Source organism: Arthrobacter rhamnosi, assembly GCF_054510975.1.
Map to the genome: position 1 here is coordinate 1 of NZ_JBTNDN010000008.1, position 15,957 is coordinate 15,957.

The window sequence follows — 15,957 nt, forward strand, 5'->3', positions numbered from 1 at the left end:
CCCCCCTCTCCCCCCCCCCCCCCCCCCCCCCCCCCCCCCCCCCCCCCCCCCCCCCCCCCCCCACCCCCCCCCACCCCGCCGCTGTGGCGACGCTGATGCTACTTCCCGACGCCGTCGGCGAGCCCCCGCACGAAGTACTTCTGCGTGAGGAAGAAGAGCAGGATGACCGGTACGGCGGCGATCGTCATGCCGGCGAAGACCACGGGGTATTCGGTCCCGTGCTTGCTCATCAGGTTCGTCAGCCCGATGGGCAGTGTCTGCAGGTCGCCGCCGCTCGTGAAGACCATGGCGAACAGGTACTCGTTCCAGGTGAACAGGATGTTCAGGATGACGCTGGAGACGAGGATCGGCTTGCACATGGGCAGGATGATGCTCCAGAACGCCCTCGCCTTGCCGGCTCCGTCCACGGCCGCCGCCTCGTCGATCTCGAGCGGAAGATCGACCATGTAGGCGCGGATCAGGAACGTGGTGAAGGGGATGCGGAACGCCACGTAGAGGATCAGCAGGGCCCAGAACGTGTTGTAGAGCCCGAGCGCCTGGAACATCTTGACGAGCGGGATCAGCGCGACGGCGGGGGCGAGCATGAGGCCACCGAGGATCAGGGCCAGCACGGTGCGGCTGAAGGGGATCTGCATCCGGGTGAGCCCGTACGCGGCCCACGCGCTGATGAAGACCGTGGCGATGGTCGATGTGACGGTGACCAGGATGCTCGTCACCAGGTAGCTGCTGACGCCGCGGTTCCACGCCTTCACGTAGTTGTCCCAGCTGAGCTGGAGCGGCAGCGCGAAGGGGTTCCCGAAGAGTTCGGTGTTGGTCTTGAATCCGTTCAGCACCATCCACAGCAAGGGATAGATCACGACGACGGCGAGGGCCAGCAGGAACGACGCCACGAAGGTTCGCGCGACGACGCCCAGAAGGCTTGTCCGGGTTACCATTCCACTCTCCTCTTTCGCGTGATGGCCAGTTGCAGGAGCGCGACGCCCAGTGTCAGGAGGAAGATGACCGTGGCGATGGCGGCTGCATAGCCGAAGTCGTTGCGGCCGAAGCCCATCCGGTAGAGCCAGCTGACCAGGACCTGGCTCGAGTTGTTGGGGCCTCCGCTGGTCATCACCATGACCTCGTTGAACACCTGGAAAGCGCCCGAGAGCGTCACGATGATCATCAGGCCCGTCATCTCGCGGGTGAGCGGGACCGTGACCTGGAGGAACCTGCGGACCGGGCCGATGCCGTCGAGCGAGGCGGCATCGTAGAGGTCCTGGGGGATGCGCTGGATGGCGATCGCGAAGAGCAGCGTGGAGTAGCCGAAGCCCTGCCACTGGCTCATGGCGATCACGGCCCAGATGGCCGTGCCCTCCTGCCCCAGCCAGGCCTGCGTCAGGAAGTCGAGCCCGACGCCCCGCAGGGCCGCATTCAGGATGCCGAGTTCCGGCTCGTAGATGAAGTAGAACAGCAGTCCCGCGACCGTCAGGGAGATCGCGGACGGGACGAAGTAGATGGCCCGCAGCGCACGCCGCCACCGCTCGGACCGCAGGCCCTCCACCAGCGCGGCGAGGAGCAGCGCGCCGAAGACCTGGCAGACCAGCGAGACCGCGGCGTAGGCGGAGTTGTTCAGCAGGGCGTGCCAGAACACCGGATCGCCGACCAGCTTCTCGTAGTTGGCCAGCCCGACGAAGGAGGACCCGCCTCCATAGATGTCCCACTCCATGACGCTGTACTGCAGGTTCTGGAGCAGGGGGAGGTAGACGAACACTCCCAGGATCAGGAGTGCCGGAGCAACCCACGCCCAGCCCCGCGTCCTGCGGCGCCGCCGCACCGCCGCTTCCCCGGTCCGGGGAAGCAGGGGTGCGGCGGGTTCGGCCCTACTTGGCGCTGTCTGAAGCGGCGCGGACACTGCTCAGAACCTCTTCGGGAGTCTCGGATCCGGACACCAGCGCCTCGCCGCCGGCGAGCCAGGCGTCCGCGACGTCGGGCACCGTGACGGCGTCGAGCCACCCGAGCAGGTAGCTGGCCTCGTTGAGCTTCTCGACGCCCTCGACGACGGCGGGGCTCGCCGTCGACTCGGAGACGGCACCCACGATGGTGCTCGGCTGGCTGAAGGGCGCCCCGGCGAGCTTCTCCGCGTTGGCCTTGGTGGTCACGAACTTGAGGAAGTCGACGGCAAGCGCCTGGCGCGGGGACCGGGCGTTGACCATCATGCCCTCGGGGGATCCCTCCAGTGCGGCGGGGTCACCCTCGGCGCCCTCGGGCGCCGGCAGGGCGAAGATCCCGAAGTCGTCGGCGGTGATCTTCGAGGAGTCCGTGACCACCGAGTCGAACTCCAGGATCTCCTGGAAGTACATCGCCGCCTGGCCGGCCGACTGGGCCTGCTGGGCGGTCGAGTACAGCACGCCGTTGGAGTCCGATCCGGTGGCGGTGCAGTCCTGGACCACGGCCTGGAACTCCTCGAGCGACTTCGCGTAGCCCGGGTGGCCCCAGGTGGCGGTCGCGGGGACGAAGTCCTTCTCGAGGACGTCCTGCGGCACGTTGTAGGCGAAGAGCTGCTGGAGGAAGTGCAGTCCGGGCCAGCCGTCCTTGTTGCCGAAGGCCAGCGGCTCCACGCCCTGCGCCTCGAGCTTCGGGCAGGCGGCGATCAGTTCCTCGAACGTGGTGGGGACGGCGACACCGGCCGCGTCGAAGAGGGCCTTGTTGTAGCCCATGAACTTCCCGTTGTTGTACAGGGGGACGGCGTAGTACTTGCCGTCCTGGGCGAAGGCATCCAGCGATGCGGCCCCGAACGTGCCGCCCCACTCCGAGTCGGGGGACAGCACCGCGCTGAGATCCGTGGCCAGGCCGCCCTCGATGAACTTGTCGGCGTAGTCGCCGGTCCACGAGAAGTAGATGTCGGGCAGTGCCGAGGAGGCGACGAGGGTCTTCGTCTTGTCCTTGATGCTCTGGTCCGTCTCCTGGATGATCTCGAAGTCCACATCCGGGTGCAGGGACGTGTACTCGGCGGCGAGGTCCTCGAAGTAGGGGGACAGCGGTTCGCCGCCGAACTTCGTCAGGATCGAGAGGGTTCCCTCGTATTCGGGCGGAGCGGTGAGGTCTGCTGCCTCGACCTCGGCTCCCCCTCCGCAGGCCGTCAGGCTCACCAGTGCTGCGGCGGTGACCGCGCATGCCCTCAGTCGGACGTTCTTCATGGCCGATCCTCCTTCATTGACCGGGACCTGCCCGGAAGCCTCCGCTGCGGATCGACGACTGCCCGGTGGGCCGCTCCGTCTCCGCGTGGTGCGGATCACAGTAGCGCAAGATTGATACCGGTACCAGTATGAGGGGCGATTATTTCCCGACGTCGATTCAACGCCCTCGAGAATTAGAAGGAATGGTTGACGCTGCAGATTTTCCCGTGCAACGATGTGCCGGTGATACCGGTATCAGTCCGGTCACCTCGCCTCTTCCGAAGGGATCATCATGCTGAAGTTCGATGAGGACCAGTTCCTCACCCGCGCCCGGAGCTTCCTGGGCCTCCAGCCGCGCATAGAAGAAATCGTCGCCGGCCTCTCCGACGTCGACGCCGTCTTCCTCATCGGGTCGGGAGGAACCTACGCCGCGATGTGGCCCTACGAGCACCTCCTGCGCCGCAACACCAGGATCCCGGTCCGCTCCGCCATCGCGGCGGAACTGGTCCTCTCGGGCGATGCCCTGCTCAACGAGCGGGCGGTCGCCGTCTTCGCCTCGGCCTCGGGCACCACCGAGGATGTCATCCAGGCCATCGAGTACTGCCGCGCCCGCGGTGTCCGCACCGTCGGATTCACCGGGATCGCCGACAGCCCGATCGCACAGGCCGTCGACTACGCACTCATCACCGAGCCCGACGCCTGGCCGTTCGACCTGGGTCTGCTGCTCTTCACCACGCGGTTCCTGTCCGAACGCGGCGAGTTCGCCGGCTACGACAAGCTCGTCGACCAGCTGCCGGCCGTACCGGCGGCCCTCGTCGAGGTGGCCCGCCAGGCGGAGCCCGTGGCCGAGGCATTCGCGGCCCGCCATAAGGACACCGACTACCACTTCGTCGTGGGCAGCGGCAACCTCTGGGGCCACGCCTACCTGTACTCCATGTGCATCCTCGAGGAGATGCAGTGGCTGCGCACCACCCGGGTGCACGGTGCGGAGTTCTTCCACGGTTCCCTCGAGCTGATCGAGCCCGACACCAGCGTCCTGCTCTTCGTCGGCGAGGACGAGACCCGCCCCCTGATGGAGCGCGTCGTGAGGTTCTCGGAGAAGTACTCGCAGGCGACCACCGTCCTCGATACCGCGGACTACGCGCTGGAGGGGGTCGACGACGAATTCCGCGGCCTGCTCGGCCCGCTGGTGATGGACACGATCACCAGCCGGATCAGCAAGCACCTCGAGAAGCAGCGCGACCACTCGCTCGACCTGCGCCGGTACTACCGGGTCGTCGAGTACTGAGCCCAGCGGACGGCGAGTCCCTCGTTCCCGGCCGGGTGCCCGTCACCCGGCCGGGACTCCTTCGAGCAGCAAGGCACCCATGCGCGTTCTCGGCTACGGCGACAACATCGTCGACCGCTTCATCGACCGCCGCACCTCCTACCCGGGCGGCAACAGCGTCAACTTCTCCGTCTTCGCGCGCCGCCTCGGCGCCGATGCGGCTTACCTCGGCGTCTTCGGGAACGACCGCTTCGGCGACCTGCTGAAGGAATCCCTCCTCGCGGAGTCCGTCGACATCTCATGCTCGGTCACGAGGAACGGGCCGAGCGGCTGGACGAACATCCGGCTCGAGGCCGGGGAGCGCCAGTTCCTGGACTGGAACGATGGCGGGATCACGCTCGCCGAGCCGCTGCGGCCGTCCGCCGAGGACCTCGCGTACCTGGCCGGGTTCGACGTCGTGCACTCCAGCGTCTATTCCGGCATCGAGGAGCACCTGCCCGCCGTCCGGGCCGCCGTCCCCCGTGTGAGCTTCGACTTCTCCGCGGACGACGACCGGCGGTCCGATGCCTACCTCGCCGCGGTGTGCCCCTCGGTGGACCTGGCGCAGTTCTCCTCCGCGGACCTCGATGATCGGGAGACGCGCGATCTCCTCTCGACGGCGATCCGCCACGGCGCCGGCGCCGCCCTGGCGACCCGCGGCACCGAGGGCGCCCTGTTCCTCGACGGCGGCACGTTCTACGAGGACGGGGCGCAGTACGTCCCGCCGTCGTCCGTAGTCGACACCATGGGCTGCGGGGACGCGTACCTGACGGCGTTCCTCCTGCGGCTGCTGCAGGCCGGCTGGTCGCGCGACCGGCGCGTGGATGCCGTCGACGTCGCAGCCTCGATGCACGCGGCCGCCCGCTATTCCGCGCAGCAGTGCACGGTCGAGGGCGCGTTCGGGCATGGCTGGCCGTTCTCCGACGAGGATCCCGACGAGGCCCGGGCAGCCCTGGTCGGGCCCAGCGCACCGCTGCCTCGTTACCATTAGCCCATGGCGTCCGAGCATCCTCCCACCAGCGCCCCCACCATCTCAGACGTCGCGGCGGAAGCGGGTGTGGGGCGCGCGACGGCGGCGCGCACGCTGGGCGGCTACGGCTCGGTCAGCGCCGTCGCCCGCGAGCGGGTCCTGGCCGCCGCCGAGCGCCTCGGCTATCGGTCCAACATCCTCGCGCGCAGCATGACCACGGGCGTTACCAATTCCCTCGGGATCGTCGTGGCCGACATCGGGAACACGTTCTTCTCCGGCCTCATCCGCGGAGCGTCGGACGCGGCGAGCGCGAGGAACCTCGACGTGATCGTCATCAGCACCTACGAGGACCTGGCGGCCGAGCGCCACGCCGTCGGCGTCCTCCTCGACAAGCAGGTGGACGGCATCGTGGTGTCCTCGGCCGCGGTCGGCGCGCCCGAGGCCGAGCACCTCACCGAGGCGACCCGGCGCGGCACCCCCGTGGTCCTGATCGACCGGCTTGTCCCGGGGCTGCACCTCGACGCCGTGGTCGTCGACAACCGGGCGGAGGCCCGGCGCGTGACGCGGACGCTCATCGAGGCGGGCCATCGGCGGATCGGTTTCCTGTGGGGCCCGACGACCGACGCCGGGATCGACACCCTGGACGACCTCCTGACCGTCAACACCCGCAGCCTGTGGAGCGATGCGGAGCGGCTGCGGGGGTATCTGGACGCGCTCCGGGACGCGGGCATCCCCTACTCGCCCGCCCTCATCACCACCGGAGCGAAGACGGAGGCGTCGGCGGCGCAGGCCGCCTCCGCCATGCTGCGGTCGGACGATCCTCCCACCGCCCTCTTCGCGACCGAGGCGGAAGCACTCATCGGCGCCCTTCATGCCGTCCAGGACCTGGGGCTCTCCTACCCGGGCGACGTGTCCCTCGTGGGCTTCGACGACACGTCCTGGGCGACCGTCATGCAGCCGCCGCTCACGATGATCGCCCAGCCGGTGGACGCGATGGGGCGGTTGGCGGTGGAGCAGGTCGCGTCCCGCATCGGCTCGCCGGAGTACGAGCCCCGGCTGCACATGCTCCCCGCGGAGCTCATGGTCCGTTCGTCCATCGGGCCGCCCTCCCGCGTGCAGCAGGCCACGCCGGCGGGGAAGGCCTGAGCCCTCCCCGTCGGCGCTCTGCGCGTCGCGGGGTTCCCCTCTCAGGCGAAGCGTCCGGGCCGGAAGGTCTCCAGCATCGGGTGCTTGCGTCCGGTCACGATCTCGTTCGCCAGCAGTTCGCCGCCGATGAGCCCGAGGGTGGCGCCGGAGTGGGTGAACGCGACGAAGCATCCGGGCACGGTCCCGAGTTCACCGAACACGGGTTCCCCGTCGCCGGGGATGGGCTTGCGGCCGATCTTCCAGGACGCGGCCGTGAGCCGGGGCTCGCCCTCCAGCAGCTTCGCGGCCTCGTCGGCGAGCTCGTTCACGACCTCCTCCGGGATGGAATACGTCCCGTCGGCGTTCTGCGTGATGCTCTCCTCGTACCAGTCGTGGTCGAGCGCGAAGGTGTTGCCCGGGTTGGGCCGCACAGCCGCCCGCGGGGTGTTCATCACCGTCCTCGCGGGGTGTTCCACGGGAGCGGTGGTCACGAGCATCGACACCGGTGAGGCGTCGGCGATCTCCACGCCCAGTTCGGCGACGACGGCGGGGGTCTGCGGTCCGCAGGCCACGACGACGACGTCGGCCGGGAAGGACCCGGCGTTCGGGGTCTCGATGCCGGCCGCACGCCCGCCCTCGACGAGGACGCGTGCCGTGCCGGCGTGGGTCACGAGCTCGCCCCCGCGGGCGGTGAACTCCTCCATCAGGAAGTCGATCAGGTGCGGCAGGCTCACCCAGCCCTCACCCGGGTTGAAGATCGACACGGTGCCGACCGCGTCCTCGCTGATCCCCGGCGTGTGGTCGTTCACGCTGGCCGGGGACACCAGGACCGAGTCGTAGGCGTGGGCCTTCTCGTATTCGTGGCGCGCCACCGTGTCCTGGTCCGAGCCGGCGTCGGCCCAGTGGAGGCCGCCGTCGAAGCGCAGCCAGTCGCGGGACGGGCCCGCGGCGAACAGTGTCCGGTACCGGTCGATGCCGCACACGCGCAGCTGGTGGTACGGGGAGGTCCGCTCCCCGGCGCTGTTCAGCCAGGACAGGGACCTGCCCGAGGCGCCGCTCGCGAGCTCCGCCTCGGTGACCAGGACCACCGATGCGCCCTCGCGCAGGAGGTGCACCGCCGTCGAGACCCCGAGGATCCCGCCGCCGAGGACTGCGACGCGTCGTGTTGGTTCAGCCGTGCTCATGGGTTGATTCCTTCGTGGTAGATGCAGGTGATGGAGCCGGAGCCGGGTGTCCGCTCCGGGAGTGCAGGTCCTCGATGATCCGCAGGACGTCGATGGAGTCCTGCGGGTCGACGGGCAGCGGACCCTCGCCGCGCAGGGCGCGGGCCAGGAGGTCGTAGAAGGCGGGATAGTCCCCGCGCTCGGCCGGGACGCGGCGCTCCGAGGTCCCGTCCGAGACGGCGCCCCAGGCCTCCTCCGGTTCGACGCCGTACTCCTCCGCGGCGGGATCGGCGCCCGCTGCCAGGGCGGGCTCCTGGCGGTCGAGCCCCCATTTCGTATAGGCGCCGGAGGACCCGGAGACGGTGAACCGGGCGCCGGGCCGGGCTGCGAACCCGCTCATCCAGAGCCGCGAACGGACCCCCGAGGCGTGGCGCAGGGAGACGAAGCTGTCCTGGTCCGCGGCCGCATCCGCGGTCCTGCGGTCCAGTTCGCCGTACGCTTCCTGCACCGGGCCGAACAGGCGGATGGCCTGGTCGATGAGGTGGGCTCCGAGGTCGTGGAGGATGCCGCCGCCCTCGGTGACGGTCGTGGTGTCCCGCCAGTTGCCGAAGCCGCCCGGCCGCCACCATTCGAAGCGGCTCTCGAACGTGTGGACGTCCCCCAGCTCGCCCGATGCGAGGAGTCTCCCGAGCGTCAGGAAGTCCGCGTCCCACCGGCGGTTCTGGAACACGGTCAGCAGCACGCCGGCCTCCGCCGCCTCCTGCAGGAGGAGCGTTCCCTCGGAACTCGTGGGGACGAACGGCTTGTCGGCGACCACGTGGATGCCCCGCGCGAAGGCCTGCCGCGCCTGCTCGGCGTGCGTTCCCGGCGGAGTGCCGAGCACGACGACGTCCAGCCCGACCTCCCCGGCGTCGATCAGTGCGAACAGCTCGGCAGGGGTGCCGACGATCCGGGCGGAGGGGTAGCTCGCCCGGGCGTCCTGCGCCCGCTGCGGGTCGGCGGTGACGATCACGTCGAGGGCGAAGTCCGCGTTCGCCGCGACGAGCGGGGCGTGGAAGACCTTGCCGGAGATCCCGAACCCGAGGATCGCCGTGCGGAAGGGCCGGCGCATCAGAGCACCTCCGAGAGGAAGCGCTGCAGGCGTGCGCTGCGGGGGTTGTCGAAGATGTCCTCCGGTCGGCCGGCTTCGACGACCTCGCCCTCGTCCATGAAGACCACCTGGTCCGCGACTCGACGGGCGAAGCCCATCTCGTGCGTCACCACCGCCATGGTCATGCCGCGCTCGCACAGACCGGCCATGAGCGTGAGGACTCCCTTGACGAGTTCCGGGTCGAGGGCGGAGGTGGCTTCGTCGAAGAGCATGACCTCCGGTTCCATCGCCAGTGCACGGGCGATGGCCACCCGCTGCTGCTGTCCGCCGGACAGGTCGCGCGGCCGGTGGTCGGCGCGCTCCCCCAGCCCCACCTCGGTGAGGCGCCGTCGGGCGCGCTCGGTGGCCTCGCTCTTCGACATCCCCTTGACCTTCCAGAGGGCGAGGGCGACGTTCTCCAGGGCGGTGTGGTCCGGGAAGAGGTTGAAGTGCTGGAACACCATGCCGATCCTGCGGCGCAGGACGTCCGGCCGGACGCGCAGGGCGTCCTCGCCGTCCAGCAGGACGTCACCCGAGCTGGGCTCGTGCAGCCGGTTGATGCCCCGCAGCAGGGTCGACTTGCCGGACCCGGACGGGCCGATGATGCAGGTGGTGGTGCCGGGAGCGATCTCGAGGCTGACGTTGCGGAGAACCGGGACGTCGCCGTACGCCATGCACAGGTTCTTCAGCTGGAGGCTGGAACCGCGGAAGGTGAGCTGGTCGGCGGAGGTGCTGGTGGTGCTGCTCATGTGTTGCTCCCTGTGGTGAGCGGGGTGACCGCATCGAGTTCTGTGACTTCCTTGAGCCCGCTCGTCGGAGCCGCGGGCCGGCGGCGGCCGGTGCGGAAGCGCTGGTCGAAGTAGTTCACGAGGTGCGTGAGCGGGACGGTGACGACGAGGTAGAAGATGCCCGCCAGCACGAGCGGCGAGAGGTTCCCCGTGTTCACTGCGGCGTCCTGGCCGACGCGGAAGAGTTCGCGCTCGGAGACGAGCAGGCCCAGGAAGTAGACCAGGGACGAGTCCTTGACGATCGCGATGAACTGGTTCACGAGTGCCGGCAGCACCCGCCGGACGCCCTGCGGGATGACCACGAGTGCCATGGCCCGTCCGTAGTTCATGCCGAGGGCACGGCAGGCCTCCAGCTGGCCCTTGTCCACGCTCTGGATGCCGGCGCGGAAGATCTCGCCGATGTAGGCGCTGGCGATGAGGCTCAGCGCGATGATGCCCAGCGGGTACGGTGACGGCCCGAAGATGCTCTGGCTGACCTTCGCGAAGCCCTGCCCGATCAGGAGGATGGTCAGGATCGCGGGGAGGCCCCGGAACAGGTCGGTGTAGATCCGCGCGGGGATCCGCAGCCAGCGGGAGGTGGAGATGCCCATGACGGCGACCACCATCCCGAGGACGAGGCCGATGACGGTGGAGGCGGCGGAGATCACGAGCGTGTTCACGAGGCCCACCGTCAGGAGCTGTGGTGCGACGGTGAGCATCGAGTCGACGTCGAAGAAGGTCTTGACGAGGTTGTCGAGGAAGTCCATGAGGGGCTCTCAGTTCGTTGGGTGCGACACCGGGGAGGCGCGCAGTGCCGGCCGTGCGGCTACTTGCTCGTGGGAGCCGGGGTCGCCGTCTGCTCGGCGCTCGGCAGGTACTGCTCGGGCATTGGGGAGCCGGGGAACCACTTCTCGTAGAGCTCCTTCCACGTGCCGTCCTCCATGGCGTCGCCGAGGGCCTCGTTGAGCGCGGCCTTGAACTCTTCCTTGTCCTTGGCGATGGCGAAGCCCGCCGGTGCGTCGAAGGACGGGATGTCCGCTGCGGACACCAGGCCGAACTTTTCCATGTAGTCCTGGGCGGCCTCGTAGTCGAGGAAGTGCGCATCGACGGCGCCGCTGTTCACAGCGGCGATCGCGGTGTTGTTGTCGGGGAACCGCACGAGGTCCGACTCCGCGAAGTTCTTCACCGCGTAGGCCTCCTGCAGCGTCCCCTGAACGACGCCGATGCGGTGGCCTGCGACGTCCTGCTCGCTGCCGATGCCCGAGTCCTCGCGGGTGATGAGGGTCAGGTAGCCGGCGAGGTAGCCGTCGCTGAAGTCGACGGTCTGCTGGCGCTCCTCGGTGATCCCGATCGCTGCCACTCCGACGTCGAACTGCTCGTTGGCGACGGCGGAGAGCAGGCCGGAGAAGTCCTGGCCGGTGAAGACGACGTCGTCGACCCCGATGCGGTGGGCGACGTCGGTGAACAGTTCGACGTCGAAGCCCGTGAATCCCCCCGACTCGTCGGTGAAGGTGTACGGCTTCGAATCCCCGAGGCTCGCCACGCGGATGGTCCCGGGCTCGATCAGGCCGTAGGGGTTCTCCTCCCCGCTCGAGGCGGCGGTGCCGCCGCAGCCGCTCAGGGTGAGGGTTGCTGCGAGTGCGGCCGCAGCCAGGGCGAGGGGGCGGGAGAGAGTGCGCATCATGTCCGGGTACTCCAAAGGGTTCTGGTGGGGTGGTGGCCCGTGCTCGCTGTCGGCAATGCCTTGGCCTTGCTTGTTGAGTCCGGTCTCACCTGCCTAGAATGAGACCGGACTCACACGGGTTGGTGAAGAACGTACCCCGCGCTCCGACGTAGGTCAACTCTTTTCGGAAAGGGCTTCATGGAATCTTCTTCAGCGTCCCGCTACACGACCGTTGCCGATGTCGCACGCCTCGCCCAGGTGTCCAAGGCGCAGGCAGCACGCGCCCTCGGCGGCTACGGCGCGGTCAGCGACGAGGTCCGCTCCCGCGTCCTGGCTGCCGCGGAAACACTGCAGTACCACCCCAACGAGCTGGCCCGGAGCATGAACACGGGCCGCTCGAAGACGATCGGCGTCGTCGTCGGGGACATCGAGAACCCCTACTTCAGCCTCGCGATGCGCGGCATCTACGACACCTCGAAGGCCGGCGGCTTCGACGTCATCCTGATCAACACCGGGGAGGACCTCGCCACGGAGATCGACGCCGTCAACGTCCTCCTGGACAAGCGGGTGGACGGGATGATCGTCGCGCCTGTCACCCGGTCCTCCAGCACGCACCTCAACCGCGTGGTCGATTCGGGACGCCCGGTGGTCCTGCTGGACCGGAAGCTGCCGAGCCTGCCGGTGGACTCCGTCGTCGCCGAGATGCGGCAGGTGTCCTACGAAGCCGCGCGCCACCTCCTCGACGAGGGGCACACGCGGGTCGGTTACATCTCCTCCCTCGATGTCGGTGGTGTCGGGTTCACGCTGGACCTGGACCTCGGCACGAATCCCGTCACCGAGAGGCTCGCGGGCATCCGCCAGGCCTTCAACGAGGCCGGCGTGGCCCTGCCGACCGACCTGATCCGCCTCGGGGCAGGCAAGCAGCACAGCATCGGCGATCTGGTGCAGGCATTGGTGACGGGCCCGGATCCGGCCACCGCCATCGTCGCCTCCGACAGCGTGATAGCCCTCGAAGCCCTCGCGGAACTCCAGCGCGCCGGCGTCCGCATCCCCGACGACGTCTCGTTCCTCATGTTTGACGAGCTGCCCTGGGCTGGCCTGATGACGCCGCCCATCACGGTGGTCGCCCAGCCCGTGTACGACCAGGGCGTCGCCGCGGCGGCGCTGCTGCTCCGGCGCATCGGCGGGGACCGCAGCGAGCCCGAGCACCTGGCCCTGCCGTCCCGGCTCATCCGTCGCGGATCGGTCGCGCCGGTCGGGTCCGCGATAGCCGCTGCCCCGGCCTGACGCCGGGGAGGCGCGGATTCGGGGCACGGTCCGGAAAGGCCGATACTGGCAGGATGACCACTACCACCCGCCATCCGGAGGATTCATGAAGATCGCACTGCTCGGCGTCGGACGCATGGGCCACGAACTCGGCGTGCACCTGCTCGCAGCCGGCCACGAACTCACCGCGTGGAACCGGACGGCCGGTGCCGTCGAACGCCTCTGCGAGGCCGGGGCCACCCAGGCGGATTCGCCCGAGGACGCCGTCCGGGACGCCGACGTCGTCCTGACGGTACTCTTCGGCCCGGACACCGTCCGCGAGGTGGTGCTGTCCGGGCTGGAGCTGCCCGCCGAGGCCGTCTGGTTCGACGTCACGACCGTCTCCCCCGACGACGCCCGCGAGTTCGCCGAGTACGCGGCTGCCGCCGGGGTCCGCTACGTCCACGGGCCCGTCATCGGGAGCCTCGCCCCGGCACGTGCGGGCCAACTCGGTGTGCTGCTCGGCGGCGCGCCAGAGGATGTCGACGTCGTCGAACCCCTCGCCGCCCTGTGGGGTGACAGTGAGCGCCTCCGCCGCGTCGCGACGCCGTCGGACGCCGCGACCGGGAAGCTGCTCGCCAACCTCGCACTCGGCATCACCCTGCAGGGCCTCGTCGAGGCGCTGCGCCTGGGCAAGGCGAACGGGCTGGACGCCGAAGCCGTCCTCGACCTGCTCCAGGGGACCGGCCTCGGGGCCATCGCCGGCATGAAGGGCCCGGTCATCACCGGGGGCACGTTCAGGGACACCCAGTTCTCCGCGGACCTGCTCGCCAAGGACGTGCGGCTGATGCTGCGCTCCACCCCCGATCCTCTCCCCGCCGTCACGGCGGTCCTGCAGTCACTCACCGAGGCGCAGCGCGCGGGAGCGGGCGACGACGACATCGCCGTGATCGCGAAGCCGGAACGAGGCCAGGACTGACGGCCGGGGCCGGGGACCCCGTCAGTCGACCTGCGGGAAGCCGAGGTCGATCGCCGACGTGGACGGGTCGGGCCAGCGGGTGGTGACGACCTTCCCGCGGGTGTAGAACCGGATGCTGTCCGGCCCGTACATGTGGGTGTCGCCGAACAGCGAGTCCTTCCAGCCGCCGAACGAGTACGTTCCGACGGGCACCGGGATCGGGACGTTGACGCCCACCATGCCGGCTTCCGCTTCGACCTCGAACTGGCGCGCCGCTCCGCCGTCGCGCGTGAAGATCGCGACCCCGTTGCCGTACTGGTTGTCGTTGACGAGGCGCACGGCGTCGGCGTAGGTCTCGACGCGGACCACGGCCAGCACCGGGCCGAAGATCTCGTCGTCGTACACCTTCATGCCGGGCTTCACGTGGTCCACGAGGGAGACGCCGAGGAAGAAGCCGTCCAAGTCGAAGTGCTGCTGCGTCCCGTCGACGACGACGGTGGCACCCTCGGCGGGGGCGTTGGTGACGTAGGAGGCCACCCGGTCCCGGTGCTCCGCAGTGATGAGCGGACCCATCTCGGAGTGCGGATCGATCCCCGGGCCGATCCTCAGTGCACCGATGCGTGTCCTAACCGCGTCCACGAGCTCGTCGGCGATCCAGCCCACGGCGACCACGACGCTGATGGCCATGCACCGCTCCCCCGCGGATCCGTAGGCGGCGGAGACGGCCGCGTCCGCTGCCATGTCGAGGTCGGCGTCGGGCAGCACCACCATGTGGTTCTTGGCTCCGCCGAGGGCCTGGACGCGCTTGCCGTTGGCCGCCGCGCGCGAGTAGATGGTCCTGGCAATCGGCGTGGAGCCGACGAAGCTCACGGCTTTCACGCCGGGGTGGTCGAGAATGGCCTCCACGGCCTCGCGGTCCCCATGCACCACGTTGAGCACGCCGTCCGGCAGCCCGGCCTCGGAGAAGAGCTCGGCGATGAACACCGAGGAGGACGGGTCCTTCTCACTGGGCTTCAGCAGCACCGTGTTCCCGCAGGCGATGGCGCTGCCGATCATCCACAGCGGCACCATGGCGGGGAAGTTGAACGGCGTGATGCACGCGACCACGCCCACGGGCTGGCGGATCGAGTGGACGTCGACGCCGGTGGACACCTGCTCGGACCGCTCACCCTTGAGCATGTGGCCCAGCCCGGTCGCGAACTCGATGTTCTCCAGCCCGCGGGATATCTCGCCCTCCGCGTCCGAGAGGACCTTGCCGTGTTCGCTGGTCAGGATCGCGGCGAGCTCGGACTTCCGTTCGGTGAGCAGCTGGCGGACCCGGTAGAACACCGCGGCCCGCTTCGCCAGGCTCGCCGAGCGCCAGCCGGGCAGGGCGGCCTCCGCTGCGGAAACGGCCTCGTCGACGCGCGACGGCGATGCGAGGGCCACCTCCTTCTCCTGCTTCCCCGTGGCGGGGTTGAAGACGGGGCCGAAGCGCTCGGCGTCGGCCACGCGTGCGCCGTCGATGTAGTGCGGGATCTGCTGCATGGGAATCCTTCGGTTGGAGGCTAGAGCGTGCCGTCGACGAGCTTGATGATCATGGAGCAGTCCTTGCCGCCCTGGCCGTCGTCGATGAGCCGCTGGAAGAGCTGCTGGACGTGCTCGCCGATCTCCAGCGGGGTGTTCGTATCGCGTGCCGCCGCGACCGCGAGCCCGATGTCCTTGTTCGCCAGGTCCGTGGTGAAGGTCGGCGCGAAGTCGTTGTTCGAGGCGGCGGTCTCCACCACTCCGGGGACCGGGTACCAGGTGCGCAGCGCCCAGCTGTCACCCGAGGACACCGAGGCGATGTCCCAGAACACCTGCTTGTCGAGGCCGAGCCGGTCCGCGAGCACCGCCCCCTCGGCCGTCGACGCGAGGTTGATGAAGAGCATGAGGTTGTTGCAGATCTTCGCGGCCTGGCCGGTGGTCGGGCCGCCGGTGGGGATGATGTTCCGCGCCATCGGTTCGATGAACGCGGTGGCATCCTTCACCGCACCCTCCTCACCTCCGATCATGAAGGTGAGCGTCCCGGCCTTCGCCCCACTGATGCCGCCCGAGACGGGGGCGTCCACGAAGCGGAATCCCTTCTCGGCGGCTGCCGCGTGGAGGGCCGCCGCGGAGTCGATGTCGATCGTGGACGAGTCGACCAGCAGCGTCGACGGATCGGCGGAGGCCAGGATCCCGTCGTCGCCGAGGTACACCGCCCGGGCGTGGTCACCCTTCGGGAGCATCGTGAACACGACGTCCGCCCCCTCGGTCACCTCCGCGATCCCCGACACCGGCGTGACGCCGGCCGCCTCGGCAGCCGCTACCGCGTCGGCGCTGAGGTCGAAGCCCCGCACCGTGTGGCCTGCCCGCACCAGGTTGGCGGTCATGGGGCCGCCCATGTTCCCGAGTCCTATCCAGCCGATCGTTGCCATGTCCGGGCTCCTTCGCTCGTGGGTCTGCAGGGGGACGA

General features: G+C 69.4%; 15 protein-coding genes. 5 read left to right on the forward strand and 10 right to left on the reverse strand.

The window, feature by feature from the left end:
* Positions 1 to 98: 98 nt before the first annotated feature.
* From ACX80J_RS15690 to ACX80J_RS15700, 3 genes are read right to left on the reverse strand one after another with little or no spacing between them, the layout of a single operon-like run.
* Entirely contained in the window at positions 99 to 935 is an 837-nt protein-coding gene (locus ACX80J_RS15690) for a carbohydrate ABC transporter permease (protein ID WP_459345003.1), read from the reverse strand.
* On the reverse strand, positions 929 to 1,891 hold the full coding sequence (locus ACX80J_RS15695; RefSeq protein WP_459345002.1) for a carbohydrate ABC transporter permease: 963 nt from the start codon (positions 1,889 to 1,891) through the stop codon (positions 929 to 931). Before ACX80J_RS15695 ends, ACX80J_RS15690 begins: the two co-directional genes overlap by 7 nt.
* Positions 1,860 to 3,176 (reverse strand): ABC transporter substrate-binding protein, encoded by a 1,317-nt coding sequence (locus ACX80J_RS15700; protein ID WP_459348407.1) that lies wholly within the window; start codon positions 3,174 to 3,176, stop codon positions 1,860 to 1,862. Before ACX80J_RS15700 ends, ACX80J_RS15695 begins: the two co-directional genes overlap by 32 nt.
* Before the next feature lie 271 nt (positions 3,177 to 3,447).
* Between ACX80J_RS15700 and ACX80J_RS15705 the strand changes: the two genes are divergently transcribed.
* The 3 genes from ACX80J_RS15705 to ACX80J_RS15715 all read left to right on the forward strand — a co-directional run bounded on the left by ACX80J_RS15705 (position 3,448) and on the right by ACX80J_RS15715 (position 6,577).
* A complete protein-coding gene (locus ACX80J_RS15705; protein ID WP_459348408.1) occupies positions 3,448 to 4,443 on the forward strand; it encodes an SIS domain-containing protein in 996 nt (331 codons plus the stop codon).
* Between the two features lie 79 nt (positions 4,444 to 4,522).
* Positions 4,523 to 5,452 (forward strand): PfkB family carbohydrate kinase, encoded by a 930-nt coding sequence (locus tag ACX80J_RS15710; protein ID WP_459348409.1) that lies wholly within the window; start codon positions 4,523 to 4,525, stop codon positions 5,450 to 5,452.
* Positions 5,453 to 5,455: 3 nt separating this feature from the next.
* Entirely contained in the window at positions 5,456 to 6,577 is a 1,122-nt protein-coding gene (locus tag ACX80J_RS15715; RefSeq protein ID WP_459348410.1) for a LacI family DNA-binding transcriptional regulator, read from the forward strand.
* 41 nt (positions 6,578 to 6,618) lie between these two features.
* On the opposite strand, the gene ACX80J_RS15720 is transcribed toward ACX80J_RS15715, so the two are convergent.
* From ACX80J_RS15720 to ACX80J_RS15740, 5 genes are read right to left on the reverse strand one after another with little or no spacing between them, the layout of a single operon-like run.
* Complete coding sequence (locus tag ACX80J_RS15720) at positions 6,619 to 7,740, reverse strand: NAD(P)/FAD-dependent oxidoreductase (protein WP_459348411.1); 1,122 nt, start codon at positions 7,738 to 7,740, stop codon at positions 6,619 to 6,621.
* Positions 7,727 to 8,830, reverse strand: coding sequence for a Gfo/Idh/MocA family protein (locus tag ACX80J_RS15725; protein WP_459348412.1), 1,104 nt, complete (start codon positions 8,828 to 8,830; stop codon positions 7,727 to 7,729). Before ACX80J_RS15725 ends, ACX80J_RS15720 begins: the two co-directional genes overlap by 14 nt.
* Positions 8,830 to 9,597, reverse strand: coding sequence for an amino acid ABC transporter ATP-binding protein (locus tag ACX80J_RS15730; RefSeq protein WP_459313592.1), 768 nt, complete (start codon positions 9,595 to 9,597; stop codon positions 8,830 to 8,832). The genes ACX80J_RS15725 and ACX80J_RS15730 overlap by 1 nt, the downstream gene beginning before the upstream one ends.
* Positions 9,594 to 10,382, reverse strand: coding sequence for an amino acid ABC transporter permease (locus ACX80J_RS15735; protein ID WP_459348413.1), 789 nt, complete (start codon positions 10,380 to 10,382; stop codon positions 9,594 to 9,596). The genes ACX80J_RS15730 and ACX80J_RS15735 overlap by 4 nt, the downstream gene beginning before the upstream one ends.
* 59 nt (positions 10,383 to 10,441) lie before the next feature.
* Positions 10,442 to 11,299 carry an ABC transporter substrate-binding protein gene (locus ACX80J_RS15740; RefSeq protein ID WP_459348414.1) on the reverse strand — a complete coding sequence of 286 codons (858 nt, stop codon included), beginning with the start codon at positions 11,297 to 11,299 and terminating at the stop codon, positions 10,442 to 10,444.
* A gap of 177 nt (positions 11,300 to 11,476) precedes the next feature.
* Between ACX80J_RS15740 and ACX80J_RS15745 the strand changes: the two genes are divergently transcribed.
* Positions 11,477 to 12,565 (forward strand): LacI family DNA-binding transcriptional regulator, encoded by a 1,089-nt coding sequence (locus tag ACX80J_RS15745; protein WP_459348415.1) that lies wholly within the window; start codon positions 11,477 to 11,479, stop codon positions 12,563 to 12,565.
* 16 nt (positions 12,566 to 12,581) lie between these two features.
* Positions 12,582 to 13,502: an NAD(P)-dependent oxidoreductase gene (locus ACX80J_RS15750; protein ID WP_459348482.1), complete on the forward strand. Its 921-nt coding sequence runs from the start codon at positions 12,582 to 12,584 to the stop codon at positions 13,500 to 13,502.
* Between the two features lie 21 nt (positions 13,503 to 13,523).
* Here ACX80J_RS15750 and ACX80J_RS15755 read toward each other — a convergent pair whose 3' ends face one another.
* A complete protein-coding gene (locus ACX80J_RS15755) occupies positions 13,524 to 15,008 on the reverse strand; it encodes a CoA-acylating methylmalonate-semialdehyde dehydrogenase (protein ID WP_459348416.1) in 1,485 nt (494 codons plus the stop codon).
* Between the two features lie 20 nt (positions 15,009 to 15,028).
* Positions 15,029 to 15,919 (reverse strand): 3-hydroxyisobutyrate dehydrogenase, encoded by an 891-nt coding sequence (gene mmsB, locus ACX80J_RS15760; RefSeq protein ID WP_459348417.1) that lies wholly within the window; start codon positions 15,917 to 15,919, stop codon positions 15,029 to 15,031.
* Between the last annotated feature and the right edge of the window lie 38 nt (positions 15,920 to 15,957).

What these genes read in the sequence shown, in the direction of transcription:
- ACX80J_RS15730 (WP_459313592.1), bottom strand. Translation starts at nt 9,597, where the DNA reads ATGAGCAGCACCACCAGCACCTCCGCCGACCAGCTCACCTTCCGCGGT.
- ACX80J_RS15710 (WP_459348409.1), top strand. Translation starts at nt 4,523, where the DNA reads ATGCGCGTTCTCGGCTACGGCGACAACATCGTCGACCGCTTCATCGAC.
- ACX80J_RS15745 (WP_459348415.1), top strand. Translation starts at nt 11,477, where the DNA reads ATGGAATCTTCTTCAGCGTCCCGCTACACGACCGTTGCCGATGTCGCA.
- mmsB (WP_459348417.1), bottom strand. Translation starts at nt 15,919, where the DNA reads ATGGCAACGATCGGCTGGATAGGACTCGGGAACATGGGCGGCCCCATG.
- ACX80J_RS15720 (WP_459348411.1), bottom strand. Translation starts at nt 7,740, where the DNA reads ATGAGCACGGCTGAACCAACACGACGCGTCGCAGTCCTCGGCGGCGGG.
- ACX80J_RS15690 (WP_459345003.1), bottom strand. Translation starts at nt 935, where the DNA reads ATGGTAACCCGGACAAGCCTTCTGGGCGTCGTCGCGCGAACCTTCGTG.
- ACX80J_RS15725 (WP_459348412.1), bottom strand. Translation starts at nt 8,830, where the DNA reads ATGCGCCGGCCCTTCCGCACGGCGATCCTCGGGTTCGGGATCTCCGGC.
- ACX80J_RS15700 (WP_459348407.1), bottom strand. Translation starts at nt 3,176, where the DNA reads ATGAAGAACGTCCGACTGAGGGCATGCGCGGTCACCGCCGCAGCACTG.
- ACX80J_RS15740 (WP_459348414.1), bottom strand. Translation starts at nt 11,299, where the DNA reads ATGATGCGCACTCTCTCCCGCCCCCTCGCCCTGGCTGCGGCCGCACTC.
- ACX80J_RS15735 (WP_459348413.1), bottom strand. Translation starts at nt 10,382, where the DNA reads ATGGACTTCCTCGACAACCTCGTCAAGACCTTCTTCGACGTCGACTCG.
- ACX80J_RS15715 (WP_459348410.1), top strand. Translation starts at nt 5,456, where the DNA reads ATGGCGTCCGAGCATCCTCCCACCAGCGCCCCCACCATCTCAGACGTC.
- ACX80J_RS15755 (WP_459348416.1), bottom strand. Translation starts at nt 15,008, where the DNA reads ATGCAGCAGATCCCGCACTACATCGACGGCGCACGCGTGGCCGACGCC.
- ACX80J_RS15705 (WP_459348408.1), top strand. Translation starts at nt 3,448, where the DNA reads ATGCTGAAGTTCGATGAGGACCAGTTCCTCACCCGCGCCCGGAGCTTC.